16 protein-coding genes and 1 pseudogene are annotated in these 13,011 nt (G+C 68.6%); 4 read left to right on the forward strand and 13 right to left on the reverse strand.

All coding sequences use genetic code 11. The features are described 5' to 3' along the window. Window positions 1-13 precede the first annotated feature (13 nt). The 4 genes from VN378_RS10305 to VN378_RS10320 form a co-directional block, all read right to left on the reverse strand. On the reverse strand, window positions 14-739 hold the full coding sequence (locus VN378_RS10305) for an RluA family pseudouridine synthase (protein ID WP_325743490.1): 726 nt from the start codon (window positions 737-739) through the stop codon (window positions 14-16). 40 nt (window positions 740-779) lie between these two features. Continuing rightward, entirely contained in the window at window positions 780-1,223 is a 444-nt protein-coding gene (locus VN378_RS10310) for a hypothetical protein (protein ID WP_325743491.1), read from the reverse strand. After that, window positions 1,220-1,666, reverse strand: a complete 447-nt coding sequence (locus VN378_RS10315) for a hypothetical protein (protein WP_325743492.1) — start codon at window positions 1,664-1,666, stop codon at window positions 1,220-1,222. Before VN378_RS10315 ends, VN378_RS10310 begins: the two co-directional genes overlap by 4 nt. A 63-nt stretch (window positions 1,667-1,729) precedes the next feature. Next, on the reverse strand, window positions 1,730-3,046 hold the full coding sequence (locus VN378_RS10320; protein WP_325743493.1) for a replication-associated recombination protein A: 1,317 nt from the start codon (window positions 3,044-3,046) through the stop codon (window positions 1,730-1,732). Between the two features lie 72 nt (window positions 3,047-3,118). Here VN378_RS10320 and VN378_RS10325 point away from each other — a divergent pair, with 72 nt between their 5' ends. Together VN378_RS10325 and VN378_RS10330 are read left to right on the forward strand one after the other, a co-directional pair. Beyond that, window positions 3,119-3,538: a VOC family protein gene (locus tag VN378_RS10325; protein WP_325743494.1), complete on the forward strand. Its 420-nt coding sequence runs from the start codon at window positions 3,119-3,121 to the stop codon at window positions 3,536-3,538. A 7-nt stretch (window positions 3,539-3,545) separates the two neighbouring features. Further along, window positions 3,546-3,956, forward strand: a complete 411-nt coding sequence (locus VN378_RS10330; RefSeq protein WP_325743495.1) for a VOC family protein — start codon at window positions 3,546-3,548, stop codon at window positions 3,954-3,956. A 10-nt stretch (window positions 3,957-3,966) separates the two neighbouring features. Here the strand turns inward: VN378_RS10330 and VN378_RS10335 are convergent, their stop codons facing one another. The 3 genes from VN378_RS10335 to VN378_RS10345 all read right to left on the reverse strand — a co-directional run bounded on the left by VN378_RS10335 (window position 3,967) and on the right by VN378_RS10345 (window position 7,447). Then, window positions 3,967-5,340 carry a trypsin-like peptidase domain-containing protein gene (locus tag VN378_RS10335; protein ID WP_325743496.1) on the reverse strand — a complete coding sequence of 458 codons (1,374 nt, stop codon included), beginning with the start codon at window positions 5,338-5,340 and terminating at the stop codon, window positions 3,967-3,969. A gap of 62 nt (window positions 5,341-5,402) precedes the next feature. After that, complete coding sequence (locus tag VN378_RS10340) at window positions 5,403-6,665, reverse strand: TCR/Tet family MFS transporter (protein ID WP_325743497.1); 1,263 nt, start codon at window positions 6,663-6,665, stop codon at window positions 5,403-5,405. 26 nt (window positions 6,666-6,691) lie between these two features. After that, window positions 6,692-7,447: a hypothetical protein gene (locus VN378_RS10345; RefSeq protein WP_325743498.1), complete on the reverse strand. Its 756-nt coding sequence runs from the start codon at window positions 7,445-7,447 to the stop codon at window positions 6,692-6,694. Window positions 7,448-7,567: 120 nt separating this feature from the next. On the opposite strand from VN378_RS10345, the gene VN378_RS10350 reads away from it, so the two are divergent. Both VN378_RS10350 and VN378_RS10355 read left to right on the forward strand, forming a co-directional pair. Continuing rightward, window positions 7,568-8,470, forward strand: a complete 903-nt coding sequence (locus VN378_RS10350; RefSeq protein ID WP_325743499.1) for an ABC transporter ATP-binding protein — start codon at window positions 7,568-7,570, stop codon at window positions 8,468-8,470. Continuing rightward, window positions 8,460-9,332: a hypothetical protein gene (locus VN378_RS10355; protein WP_325743500.1), complete on the forward strand. Its 873-nt coding sequence runs from the start codon at window positions 8,460-8,462 to the stop codon at window positions 9,330-9,332. Before VN378_RS10350 ends, VN378_RS10355 begins: the two co-directional genes overlap by 11 nt. A 3-nt stretch (window positions 9,333-9,335) precedes the next feature. Here the strand turns inward: VN378_RS10355 and VN378_RS10360 are convergent, their stop codons facing one another. The 6 genes and pseudogenes from VN378_RS10360 to VN378_RS10385 form a co-directional block, all read right to left on the reverse strand. Next, window positions 9,336-9,797 (reverse strand): GNAT family N-acetyltransferase, encoded by a 462-nt coding sequence (locus VN378_RS10360; RefSeq protein WP_325743501.1) that lies wholly within the window; start codon window positions 9,795-9,797, stop codon window positions 9,336-9,338. A gap of 195 nt (window positions 9,798-9,992) precedes the next feature. After that, on the reverse strand, window positions 9,993-10,412 hold the full coding sequence (gene rplQ / locus VN378_RS10365; RefSeq protein ID WP_055832183.1) for a 50S ribosomal protein L17: 420 nt from the start codon (window positions 10,410-10,412) through the stop codon (window positions 9,993-9,995). 116 nt (window positions 10,413-10,528) lie between these two features. Continuing rightward, on the reverse strand, window positions 10,529-11,548 hold the full coding sequence (locus tag VN378_RS10370; protein WP_325743502.1) for a DNA-directed RNA polymerase subunit alpha: 1,020 nt from the start codon (window positions 11,546-11,548) through the stop codon (window positions 10,529-10,531). 88 nt (window positions 11,549-11,636) lie between these two features. Then, window positions 11,637-12,026, reverse strand: coding sequence for a 30S ribosomal protein S11 (gene rpsK, locus VN378_RS10375; RefSeq protein ID WP_013268944.1), 390 nt, complete (start codon window positions 12,024-12,026; stop codon window positions 11,637-11,639). A gap of 9 nt (window positions 12,027-12,035) precedes the next feature. Beyond that, window positions 12,036-12,404: a 30S ribosomal protein S13 gene (rpsM, locus tag VN378_RS10380; RefSeq protein WP_055832177.1), complete on the reverse strand. Its 369-nt coding sequence runs from the start codon at window positions 12,402-12,404 to the stop codon at window positions 12,036-12,038. A gap of 141 nt (window positions 12,405-12,545) precedes the next feature. Next, window positions 12,546-13,011, reverse strand: a pseudogene (locus VN378_RS10385) (energy transducer TonB); the annotation flags it as partial.

Genomic DNA, 13,011 nt, shown 5'->3' on the forward strand with positions numbered 1-13,011 from the left:
GACGGAGGGGCGCCTAAAGCCCGGCCGCCGCCTTCAGCGCCTCGAAATCCTCGGGCAGGGGCGCCTCGACGGTGCGGTAGCCGCCGGCGGGATGGGGAAACACCAGTTTGGCCGCATGCAGCATCAGGCGCGGCGCGGCGCGCCCGGCGAAGGTCAGGGCCCCGCCGTAGCGGGCGTCGCCGGCCAGGGGGCGGCCGATGGAGGCCATGTGGACGCGCAGCTGGTGCATGCGGCCCGTGGCCGGGTCCAGCTCGACCAGCGCCCCGTCGTCCGAGGCGGACAGGGTGCGGTAGCGGCTGAGCGCCGCCTGGGCGCCGGGCGTATCGGCGGCGACGGCGCGCATATAGCTTTCGCGGCCGATCTCCTGCCGCAGCAGCGGCTTGTCGATCACGCCGGACGCCGGCTCGGGCGCGGCGGAGACGAGGGCCAGATAGGTCTTTTTGAACCGCCGCGCCTGGATGGCCTTGCCGAGGAATCCCGCCGCCGGCTTCGTCTTCGCCGCCAGGATGACGCCCGAGGTGTCGCGGTCCAGCCGGTGCACCAGATCCGGCCGCTTGCCGTTCGAGCGGGCGAAGGCCCACAGCAGGTCGTCCAGCGTATGCGCCTGGATGCGCCCGCCCTGACTGGACAGGCCGGCGGGCTTGTTGAAGGCGATCACGGCCTCGTCCTCGTGGAGGACCCACGAGCGGACGGCGGCGATGTCCTCATCGGACAGGGAAACGGGCGAGCGGTCGGTCACCGCGCGTGCATAGGCGAAAGACCGACCGCCCGTCAGCCCCTCAGCGCAGAACGCCGCGTTTCCCCATGGTCCACGCGTACCAGATGAAGAACACACAGGCGGCGCCGATGACGATCTGCATCGGCCACATGGGGCCCATGGCCTCCATTCCGTTCGACATGCCGAAGGCGTAGACCGCGCCCGCCAGCCAGCCGAGGAAGGAGGCGACGAAGACCGGCGTCGCCCATTTGCGCCGCAACAGCAGCAGGATGGCGCCCAGCAATCCGCCCCAGACGCCGATGGCCCAGGCCGCATGGGTCCAGGCCGGCATGGCGTTGAAATAGGTGAGTTGCGCCTCGGTCATGCCCATCTGGGCGAACCATTCGTCGCGCCGCGTCTGGGTCATGAAATAGTCGAAACAGCCGAAGCCGTTCCACAGCGCCGCCAGCACCCCGACCACCCACAGGTGCCAGGGGGTGCGGATGGTTTGTCCCATGCCGCTCATGACAGCACCCCCTTCTTGCCCATGGTCCAGGCGTACCAGGCCAGCAGGGCGGCGATGACGACGATGACCCAGGGCATGTACGCCATGGCGGCCATCGCCGGCGGCAGCTCCGGCATAGGGTTCATCAGTCCGTAGACCAGGTTCCCGATCGCGCCGAGCAGCGACAGGGCGAAGGCGTGGACGGCGAAGCGGCTGCGCAGCAGCAGCAGGATGGAGCCGGCCACCGCGCCCCAGACGCCCAGCACCCAGGGAACGTACATCCAGGTCGGCATGGCGTTGAAATAAGCGATCATGCCGTCGGTCATGCCGGAGGCGCGCCAGTAGGTCTCGCCCTGGGTCACGCTCATCACGAAATCATAGCCGCCGAAGGCGTTCCACAGCAGCGAGATCACCCCCGCCGCCCACAGATGCCACGGCGTCGCGGCCTTCATCGTATCGGTCATCATCCCCTCCCAAGGTTGATCGATGGGCGGAAGAATAGGCCGGAAAACGTAGTTACGGCAACGCTAACCGGCGTCGTCGTCCTCGCGCACCTGCGCCCGCATCGCCGCCCAGCGGTCCAGACGCTCCTTCACCTTCGCCTCATGCCCTTCGCCCCTGGGGGCGTAGAAGGTCCGGCGCTCCATTTCGTCGGGGAAGAAGTTCGCGCCCGAGAAGCCTTCGGGGGTCGAGGGGTCGTACTGGTAGCCCTTGCCGTAGCCGAGCTGTTTCATCAGCTTCGTCGGGGCGTTGCGGATATGGGCCGGCGGCATCAGCGAGCCGGTCTCGTGCGCCGCCTTCTTCGCCGCCTTGAAGGCTTCATAGACCCCGACCGACTTGGGCGCGGTCGCCAGATGGACGACGGCCTGGGCCAGGGCCAGTTCGCCCTCCGGGCTGCCGAGGAAGTCGTAGGTATCCTTGGCCGCATTGGCGACCAGCAGGGACAGGGGGTCGGCCTCGCCGATGTCCTCGACCGCCATGCGCACGATGCGGCGCGCCAGATACAACGGATCCTCGCCGCCGTTCAGCATCCGCGCCAGCCAGTAGAGGGCCGCGTCCGGGTCTGATCCGCGGACCGATTTATGCAGTGCAGATATGAGGTTGTAGTGTTCTTCTCTGCTCTTGTCGTAAGCCGGCGCACGCTTCTGCAGGATGCCGGCCAGGGCCTGGACGTCGAGCGGATCGGTCGAGGTCAGGTCGAACAGCACCTCGGACATGGTCAGCAGATAACGGCCGTCGCCGTCGGCGAGGGCCAGCATGGCCTGACGCGCCTCGGGGGTCAGGGGCAGGGTCTTTCCCTCCTGCGCCTCGGCCCGAATCAACAGTTGATCGAGGGCCGCGTCGTCGAGCCGTTTCAGCACATAGACCTGCGACCGCGACAGCAGGGCGCCGTTCAGCTCAAAGCTCGGGTTCTCGGTCGTGGCCCCGACGAGGGTGACGATCCCCTCCTCCACGAACGGCAGGAAACCGTCCTGCTGGGCACGGTTGAAGCGGTGGATCTCGTCGACGAACAACAGGGTCGACTGGCCGGCGGCGCGGCGCATGCGGGCCGCCTCGAACGCCTTCTTCAGATCGGCGACGCCGGAGAAGACGGCGCTCAGCGACTGGAACTGGTAGCCGGCGGCCTGGGCCAGAAGGCGGGCGATGGTGGTCTTGCCGGTGCCCGGCGGGCCCCACAGGATCATCGAGCCCAGCCGCCCGGCCTCGACCATGCGCCGGATCGGCCCGCCCGGCCCCAGCAGATGGTCCTGCCCCACCACCTCGTCGAGGGTGCGGGGCCGCAGCCGGTCGGCCAGCGGCGCGTCGGGGGGATGGATGCCGGAGGCTTCGAACAGGTCGCTCATGGAGGTTCAGAGATAGGCGTTACCGGCGCGCATTTCACGCGTTAGTATCGGACGAACTCAGGAGACCGCGCCATGGCCGACGACTACAACGCCCAGGGGCCGACCACGGGCGTCACCCCCCACCTGACCATCCCGTCGCGCGGCGGACAGGCGGCGATCGAATTCTACGTCCGCGCCTTCGGGGCCGAGGAGCTGCGGCGCCACATGGCCGAGGACGGCGAACGGCTGATGCACGCCCATCTCAGGATCAACGGCGGCAGCATCATGCTCAACGACGAATTCCCCGAGTACAACGGCGAGCAGGACATCGTTCCCAAGGGCGTCACCATCCACCTGCAGGTCGACGACGCCGACGAATGGTGGAACCGGGCCCTGCTGGCCGGCGGCGTGCCGGTCTTCCCCCTCGCCGACCAGTTCTGGGGCGACCGCTACGGCCAGCTGCGCGACCCGTTCGGTCACACCTGGTCGATCGGATCGCCGCTCAAGGGCTGAGGGACAGATGACCTACGTCCCGTCCGATCCGCCCGTCGTGCCCTACCTGATGGTGCGGGACGGGCACGCGGCGCTTGACTGGTACGTCCGGGCCTTCGGAGGACGGGAGATCGTCCGCTACGACACGGACGACGGCCGGCTGGGCCACGCCATGCTGGAGCTGGCCAACGGCGGCGCGATCTATCTGTCGGGCGAGTTCGTCGAGGAGACGGTGGGCACGCGCGCGCCCGGGACGCTGGGCGGAACCACCTTCACCGTCGCCCTCGCTGTCGACGATGCGGACGCATGGATGGCCCGCGCCGAGGCCGAGGGCGCGGTGGTCATCCGGCCCGTCACGGACGAATTCTTTGGCCGCAACGGCAAGCTGCGAGACCCCTTCGGCCATGTGTGGTCGATGACCGGGCCGAAGCGGGGCTGAAGACCGCGCGTCAGCCGATGCGCCCGCTGATCCGCTGACCCCGCCGGTTGATGATCAGTTCCGAACCCCGGCCGACATTGTCGAGCTGCTGCACCGAGGTCACCGGACGCCCGTTGACGGACAGGACGATGTCGCCGCCCTGAAGCCGGACGCGCTGGGCATAGCTTCCGGGCTGAATCCGGCCAATGATCACCCCGCTGGCGAAGGGATCGCCGCCCAGGCTGTCGGCCAGGGCGGGATTGAGCGCCAGGACCTGGGCCCCGGACAGGACTCCCGACTGAATGACCGTGGCGTCTTTCAGCTCCGCATTTCCCGGCAGAGGCTGCACCCGCGCCTCCAGGGTCCGCGCCTTTCCGTCGCGCAGCACCGACACCTGCACCGTGTCGTTCGGTTCGCGCGTGCCAACGCGGAAATTGAGCCCGCCCTGGTCGTTGATCTCGGCCCCGTCGATGGCGGTGATGACGTCGCCTTCGCTGATACCGGCGCGGGCGCCCGGTCCGCCCGGCCAGACCTCGGTGATCACCAGACCCTGCGGACGCTCGAGACCGAGGCTGCGGGCGACGTCGCCGCTGACGCTCTCGCCCTTCACGCCCAGCCACGGCCGGACCACGGCGGTGGCGCCGCCGACGGCGGAGTCCACGACCCGGCGCACCGCTGCGGCGGGCACGGCGAAGCCGACGCCGGACGACGAGCCCGAGCGCGAGAAGATGGCGGTGTTGATGCCGATCAGGTCGCCGTCCATGTCGACCAGCGCCCCGCCCGAGTTGCCGGGATTGATGGCGGCGTCGGTCTGGATGAAGGAGCCGCTGTCGCTGATGCCGGTGTCGGTCCGGTTCAGGGCCGAGATGATGCCGTTGGTGACGGTCTGGCCGACCCCGAACGGATTGCCGATGGCCAGCACCAGGTCCCCGACCTGCTGCTCCTCGCGGTCGTCGATGTTGAGCGTCGGCAGGCGTTCGCGAACGCCCTCCAGCTGCAGCACGGCGATGTCCGACCGCTCGTCGGCGAGGACGATGCGGGCGTCGAACTCGCGCCGGTCGTTCAGCACCACCTTGATCTGCTGCATGCCGTTGATGACGTGGTAGTTGGTGACCACGACCCCGTCGGGCCGCACGATGACGCCCGAGCCGACCGAGCCGGTCTGGCGCTGCCCCGGAATGCCGAAGAACGGATCGCGCACGACCTGGACGCCGCGCGCCGCGATGTTGACGACGGCGGGCGCCGCCTCGCGCACGACCGGCGCGAAACTGGCCTTCAGCGCCTGATCGCCGCCCGGAACGACCCGGTTGTCGGCGAAGACCCCGTCCTGGGCGTTCGTGTCGTTGGACTGGCCGCAGGCGGTGAGCATCAGGGCGGCGGCGATGGCGAGCGTACGGGTCTTCATGGTCATCCGGTTCAGTCAGGGAAGCTCAAGCGCCACCATTCCGCTCCGAATTCTGGACCGGATCAAGGCGTCGGCGGGGCCTCAACGGACGCGGCGTCGCGGCGTTCCGCCCCGCGCCCCACCAGCCAGCCGATCCCCGCCGCCAGCAGCAGGACGACGGCGGCCAGATAGAAGGCCAGGCCGGGCATCTGGATAACGGCGAACTCGCCCACCGACAGCGAATAGACCCAGCCGAAGAACAGCGGCGACATCACCCCGGCGATGGAAGCCACGCTCATGTTGGCGCCCTGGAGCTGGCCCTGTTCGTCCTCGCCGACGCGCCGGGTCATCAGCGACTGCAGGGTCGGCATGGCCAGGCCCCACAGGGCGTTGGGCAGCATGGCGGCGATGAACCACAGGCCGTCGGGGGCCCAGCCCATGGCCGCGATCCCGACCGTTCCGCCGACCAGGCCCAGGACCATGGTCGACCGGTCGCCCAGCCGCTTGACGACCGGCCCCACCAGAACGCCCTGCACCACCATGTCCAGCACGCCGACGAGGGCCAGCAACAGGCCGACCTCGCGCGGTCCCCAGCCGTAGCGCCAAGCGGCGTAGAGTACGAACACCGCCGAAAAGACGTGGTGGGCGAAATAGAGCAGGAAGTTCACGACCGCGAGGCCGCTGAGCTCCGGATGGCGGCGCAGCAGGATCAGGGATCCGACGGGGTTGGCCCGCTTCCAGCTGAAAGCCATCCGCTTGTCGGCCGGCAGGCTCTCGGGCAGGACCAGCAGGCCGTACAGGAAGGCCACGGTCGACAGGCCGGCGGCGAACCAGAAGGGCACGCGGGGCCCGAACTCGCCGAGGAAGCCGCCCAGCACCGGCCCCAGAACGAAGCCGCCCGAGAAGGCCGCCCCGATCAGGCCATAGGCCCGGGCCCGTTTCTCGGGCGCGGTGATGTCGGCCATATAGGCATAGACGGTGGTGAAGCTGGACGAGGTGATCCCGGCGATGATCCGTCCCAGCGCCAGCCACCACAGGTCGGGCGCGACGGCCATCAGCACATAGTCCAGCGCCAGGCCGGCGCAGCTGATCAGGATGACCGGCCGCCGCCCGTACTGGTCCGACAGCGAGCCGATGATGGGCGAGCAGACGAACTGCATCCCCGCCCACAGGGCCACGAAGACGCCGTTGATGACCCCCGCCTGCGCATTGGAGCCGACGAAGTCCTCGATCAGCCGCGGCAGCACCGGAATGATGATCCCCATGGCCACGATGTCGAGCACCGCCGTCACGAAGATGAAGGCGAGTGCGGCGCGTTGGGTGCGGAGGCGGGACAGGACGGACATCCCGGGCTGTCTAGCGTCCGGGAGGCTCAGGCGACAGAGGGGCGGCTCAGGGACGAGCGGTGGCGCGAGGGCGCGGCGCCCAGGCGTTCGGCGATCGCGCGGCGCGCCTCGCCGCCGCCGTCCCTGATGGCCTCCAGTTCGTCGGCGCGCAGCAGCACGACGGGAACGATCCGCACCGCCGTCAGCGGCATGTCGTCGATGAGGGCCCGAAAATCCGGGGCAGGCGCGCCGATCAGGACGCCGATCGCGCCGTCTCCGATGATGAAGCCGGGCGGCAGCTGCTGAAGCGCAGGCTGTTCGTCCGCTCCCGGGATCTCGATGGAGATGACTCCGTAACGGTCCAGCGTCTCCGCGAACCCCTCGCCTTCCCCGGCGACGAGATCGCCGACATGCGCCAGAAGGGCGAAGGCCCAGCTCCTGGCCAGGGGAGCCACATCCTCCTCCGTTCCGAGGCAGGACGGCGGAATGTCTGACGTCTCGACAAAGAGTTCGAGCCCCAGCCCGTTGACCTCGGGAGGCTCCCCCAGAAACGGGTCCGACAGGCCGTCCGTGGCCAGAATGGTCGCATCCCCCCGCCGCACCACCCGGAAGGCGCGACGCCATCCGGGCCACATCGGGCCGCCCCCGAAGGCTGGATTGACGAAGGCCGCGAGGAGGTCGGGGCCAACCCGGCCAATCGTCGCCCACCAGGCGTCGAGCCTGGCGTGCGACGCAGCCGCCTCGGCCGTGGGCGGTTCGGGCGCCCGGGCCCGTCCGCGCCTCAACCAGTCAAACAGGGCCATCGGCGCCTCTCTCCCTGGATAGTTGCCTCGCTCCGGAAGGGCAGTCCCGCAAGCGGAGATTGCCAAAGCTTAATCCCAATCCTCATTGCGTCGAGGCCCAACGCACGCTCATCTGCCGCCATGACCGCTGTTATCGAAACCCGTGGGCTGACCAAGACCTACGGAACCGTGCGCGCCCTCGACGGGCTGGACCTCTCCATTCCCAAGGGCGGGGTTTACGGCGTGCTGGGACCCAACGGGGCCGGCAAGTCGACCCTGTTCCGCATCCTGCTGGGCCTGATCCGGGCCTCGGACGGGAGCGCCAGCGTCATGGGCGGGGCGGTGACCGAGGTGACGCACCTGCGTCGCATGGGTTCGATGATCGAGACCCCGCGCTTCCCGCCCTACATGTCCGCCCGCCAGGTGCTGCGCTGGCTGGCGCTGGAGCATGGGGTGGCGGCCGAGGCCGACATTCCCCGCTGGCTGGACCGCGTCGGCCTGACCGAGGCGGCCGACCGCAAGGTGCGCGGCTTCTCGGTCGGCATGCTGCAGCGGCTGGGCGTGGCCGCGGCCCTGCTGAGCAAGCCGGAGCTGATCATCCTCGACGAGCCGACCAGCGGCATGGATCCCCCCGGCATCCAGGAAATGCGGGCCCTGATCCGCTCGCTGGCCGACGACGACGGCGTGACCGTGGTCCTGGCCAGCCACCAGCTGCTCGAGGTCCAGCGCGTCTGCGACCGGGTGGCCATCATGAACAAGGGTCGGCTGGTGCGCGAAGGCGCGGTCAGCGAGCTGACGGCCTCGGGCGAGCGCCTGCGCCTGTCGGCGACGCCGCTGGCGCGGGTGGTCGATCTGCTGGGACCGAAGGGGACGATGGACGGGTCGGGCGTGCTGGCCAATGTGCCCCGCGCCGAAGCGCCCGCCCTGATCAAGGCCCTGGTCGAGGCCGGGATCGAGATCGACGAGGCGCGCTGGGTCGGCGCCGACCTCGAGAGCGTCTTCATGACCGAGACCGGCCATCAGGAGATGACCCATGCTGGTTGACGCCATCCGCGCCGAAGGCTTCCGCCTGTCGAAGAACCGGACGGCCCTGTTCTGGAGCCTGGCCTTCGTGCCGATCCTGGCGGTGGTGATCGGAGCGATCACCAATTTCGTGCTCAAGGGCAGCGAGACCAAGATCCTCGGCGACACCAAGATGCCGCCCGAGCTGAAGGAGGCTTTCGCCCGCGGCACGCTGGACATGGGCCACGCGCTGGTCGAGGGGGCAGCCGGTCTGGCCAATCCGCTGGTGCTGCTGTTCGTCCTGATCGGGGCGGCGACGATCTACGCCGGCGACTATCGCTGGGAGACCTGGCGGCTGATCAGCGCCCGCAACAGCCGCCCGAACCTGCTGCTGGGCAAGCTGGCGGTGGTGGCCGGGCTCGCCCTGGCGGCGATGGTGTTGATGCTGGCGGCCAGCCTGATCGAGAATCTGATCAAGGCGGCGGTGTTCGAGCGCACCCTGGCCTTTTCCATGACCGGCGAGATGGCTGGCCATTTCCTCGGCTTCGCCGCCCTGTCGTGGCTGCGCATCGTACAGTTCACCATGATGGGGATGCTGGCGGCGGTGGTGACCCGGTCTCTGCTGGCCGCCCTGTTCATTCCGCTGGTGGTCGGGGTGGCGCAGTTCTTCACGCCCAATCCATTGATGCAGATGGGGGTCATGCCCGACGCCTGGCTGGCGGTGCTGGTCAACCCGGGGGCGGCGACCGACGCCATCCAGGCCATGATCCGGGGCGGAGAGGCCGCGGCGGCCCTGCCCGACGGCCTGCCGCTCAAGGCCTGGGTCAGCGTCGGCCTGTGGACCCTGCTGCCCCTGGCCGGAGCCCTGGCCTGGTTCCGGCGTCAGGACCTGTCGAAGGAGTAGCGGTCAGAGCCGCTTCTCCATCCAGACGTCGCAACGGGCATAGGGCGTCGGCTGCGGCGGCAGATCGCCGAAACCGAAGCGCCGGTACAGGGCGATAGCGTGGGTCTGGGCCTTGCTGGTCTCCAGATACAGCCGCGGCGCCCCGGCGGCCCGCGCCGCCGCCTCGCAGGCCTCGAGCAGCCGCCACCCGAGGCTCAGGCCACGCGCGTCCTCGACGACCGCCATCTTGCCTACCTCATAGCCCGCGTCGGCCATGGCCATCAGGGAGCAACAGCCGACCGGCGCGCCATTCCGCTCGGCGATGAAGATGAAGCCGCCCTGATCGAGGATCGCCCCCTGCGGATCCCCAAGCACCCGCTGGTCCTTGGGCTCCAGTGCATAGCCCCCGGCGATCAGCCACGCCTCGTTGAACGACCGCCACATGGCGGCGTGTTCCGTGCGAAACGGGACGATGGCGACGGTCATGGACGCGTTCTGGCCGGAGAGGCGGCGGGCGACAAGCCAGTGTCGCTTATGTCTGGCTTGTCCAGCTTGTGGCGAACCGATTGTCGAGGATGTATCGCCCGGATTGTATCGGTCGCGAAGGCCGGGTCCGGACAATGAAAAGGGGCGGCCGGTTCGCACCGGCCGCCCCTTCTGTCTTGCCTGAATGGCCGGGGCCTACGCCTCGTCGTCGCCCTCGATGGCGTAGACCGGACCCGAGTCCAGGCCCTTGGCGTCGGCGTCGCGGTCGACGAACTCGATCACGGCCATGGCGGCGTTGTCGCCGTGGCGATAGCCGGCCTTCATGATGCGGATATAGCCGCCGTTGCGTTCGGCGTAGCGCGGGCCGATCGTCTCGAACAGCTTGCCGACCTGCGGCACGTCACGGACCTGGCTGATGGCCTGACGGCGCGCGTGCAGGTCGCCCTTCTTGGCCAGCGTCACCAGCTTCTCGACGAAGGGACGCAGTTCCTTCGCCTTGGGAAGCGTGGTCGTGATCTGCTCGTGCTTGATCAGCGACGCGGCCATGTTGGCGAACATGGCGGTCCGGTGTGCGCTCGTACGACCGAGCTTGCGATAGGCGGCGCCGTGGCGCATCGGGGTCTCTCCTACTCAGCCCTGGTTTCCACCGCGGTGGACCTTGAGCTCTCACATTCTAACCGCTCCGCGGCCCGCCAGAAACACTGGGATGGACCAAGGGCGGAGGGTTGAAACTAGATCTGGTCGTCGAACTTCTTGGCCAGGTCTTCGATGTTTTCCGGCGGCCAGTTCGGCACATCCATGCCGAGGCTGAGCCCCATCGTCATCAGGACTTCCTTGATCTCGTTCAGCGACTTGCGGCCGAAGTTCGGGGTGCGAAGCATTTCGCCCTCGGTCTTCTGGATCAGGTCGCCGATGTAGACAATGTTGTCGTTCTTCAAGCAGTTAGCCGAACGCACCGACAGTTCCAGCTCGTCCACCTTCTTCAGCAGGGCCGGGTTGAAGGGCAGGTCCGGCTTGCCGTCGGCGGCTTCCACGGCCTTCTTGGGCTCGTCGAAGGTGATGAAGATCTGCAGCTGGTCCTGGAGGATGCGCGAGGCGTAGGCCACCGCGTCCACCGGCGAAACCGCGCCGTTCGTCTCGACCTCGAGGATCAGCTTGTCATAGTCCAGCGACTGGCCCTGACGGGTCGGCTCGACGCGATAGGCGACGCGCTTGACCGGCGAATACAGGGCGTCGACGGCGATCAGGCCGATCGGAGCGTCTTCCGGACGGTTCAGCTCGGAGGCGACATAGCCCTTGCCGTTCTGGACGGTCAGTTCCATGCGCACCGAAGCGCCCTCGTCCAGCGTGCAGATGACGTGGTCGGGGTTCAGCACCTCGATGTCCGCGGGGGCGTCGATCTGGCCGGCCGTGACGGCGCCGGGGCCCGTGGCGCGCAGGGTCATGCGCTTGGGGCCTTCAGCGTGCATGCGCAGCGCCAGTTGCTTGATGTTGAGCACGATGTCGACCACGTCCTCGCGCACGCCTTCCAGCGACGAGAATTCGTGGACGACGCCGTCGATCTGGATCGCGGTCACGGCGGCGCCTTGCAGCGACGACAGGAGAACGCGGCGCAGGGCGTTGCCGAGCGTCACGCCGAAGCCGCGTTCCAGGGGCTCGGCGACCAGGCGCGACTTGCGCTGCGGGTCGGAGCTCGCCTCGATCTGCGGCTTCTCGGGACGGATCAGCTCTTGCCAGTTACGTTCGATCATGGGTGTCCCTCGAAAACGGTGCGCCGGTCCCTCGCTCCTCGTCAGGGGCGGCAGGACCGGCGGAGATAGATAGTCGGTCTGTGTCGCCTTAGACGCGGCGGCGCTTGGGCGGACGGCAACCGTTGTGCGGCATCGGCGTGACGTCGCGGATGGTGGTGATGGTCAGGCCGACCGACTGCAGGGCGCGCAGGGCCGACTCACGGCCGGAGCCGGGACCGGAAACGTTGACTTCCAGCGTCTTGACGCCGTGTTCCTGGGCCTTCTTGCCCGCGTCCTCGGCGGCCATCTGGGCGGCGTAGGGGGTCGATTTGCGCGAACCCTTGAAGCCCATGTGTCCGGCCGACGACCACGAGATCGCGTTGCCCTGGGCATCGGTGATCGTGATCATGGTGTTGTTGAAGGACGCGTTCACGTGGGCGACGCCCGAGGTGATGTTCTTGCGCTCGCGCTTCTTTACGCGACCCGGTTCCTTGGCCATGTGTCTGTCTTACTTCTTCTTGCCGGCGATCGGCTTGGCGGGACCCTTGCGGGTGCGGGCGTTGGTGTGGGTGCGCTGGCCGCGGACCGGCAGGCCCTTGCGGTGACGCAGGCCGCGGTAGCAGGCCAGGTCCATCAGACGCTTGATATTCATCGACGTCTCGCGGCGCAGGTCGCCCTCGACGGTGTGATCGCGGTCGATGGTCTCGCGGATCTGCAGCACCTCGGCGTCGGTCAGCTGGTTCACCCGGCGAGCGGGCTCGATGCCGACCTTGGTCGTGATTTCCTTGGCGGCGTGGGCGCCGATGCCATGGATGTACTGCAGCGCGATTTCGACGCGCTTGTTGGTCGGGATGTTGACACCAGCGATACGGGCCACGAAGCTCTCCAGATACGCGTTGACGGACGCAACAAACGCTCCGGTCAACAGACCAGGAGCGCCGACGTCCTTCGCGGAAGCGCGCCTTATACAGGGGATTCCCGTCGCGTCAACGCCTGACGCGGTTTCGGGAGGGTGCGGTCAGCGTCCGAACTGGACGAAGACGGTGACCCGCTGGCCCTCGATCGGACGTCCCGAGGCGCTCATCGGCGGCCGGAAGCGGAAATGGGCCTCCGCCACCGTCACGGCCGCCGCCCCGAAGCCCTGCCCCGGCGGGGTCTCGCTTACGATCCGGCAGTTGTCGAGCCGCTGGTCGAGGCGGATGACGCAATTGACCGAGCCCCGCCCCTGGCGGCGGCCGCGCGGGATGACGCTGAAGATCTCTTCCTGGGTGGCGCCGCGAATGAACCGGGGCCCGATGCCGCCCGAGCCCGAGCCTTCTCCATCGCCGTCGCCCGTTCCGGTCCCATTGCCCGTGCCGCCCTGCCCCATTCCCGGGGTCGGACCGGCCACGGGGGCCGCGCCGATCACGAGCGCGGGCTCGGGCGCGGGAGCGGGCGGTGCGGGCAATTCGGCCTTCGGGGGCGGTTTGGGCGTCACATGGACG

The sequence above is a fragment of the Brevundimonas sp. genome, assembly GCF_035561115.1.
In the GTDB taxonomy this organism is placed as follows: Bacteria; Pseudomonadota; Alphaproteobacteria; order Caulobacterales; family Caulobacteraceae; genus Brevundimonas.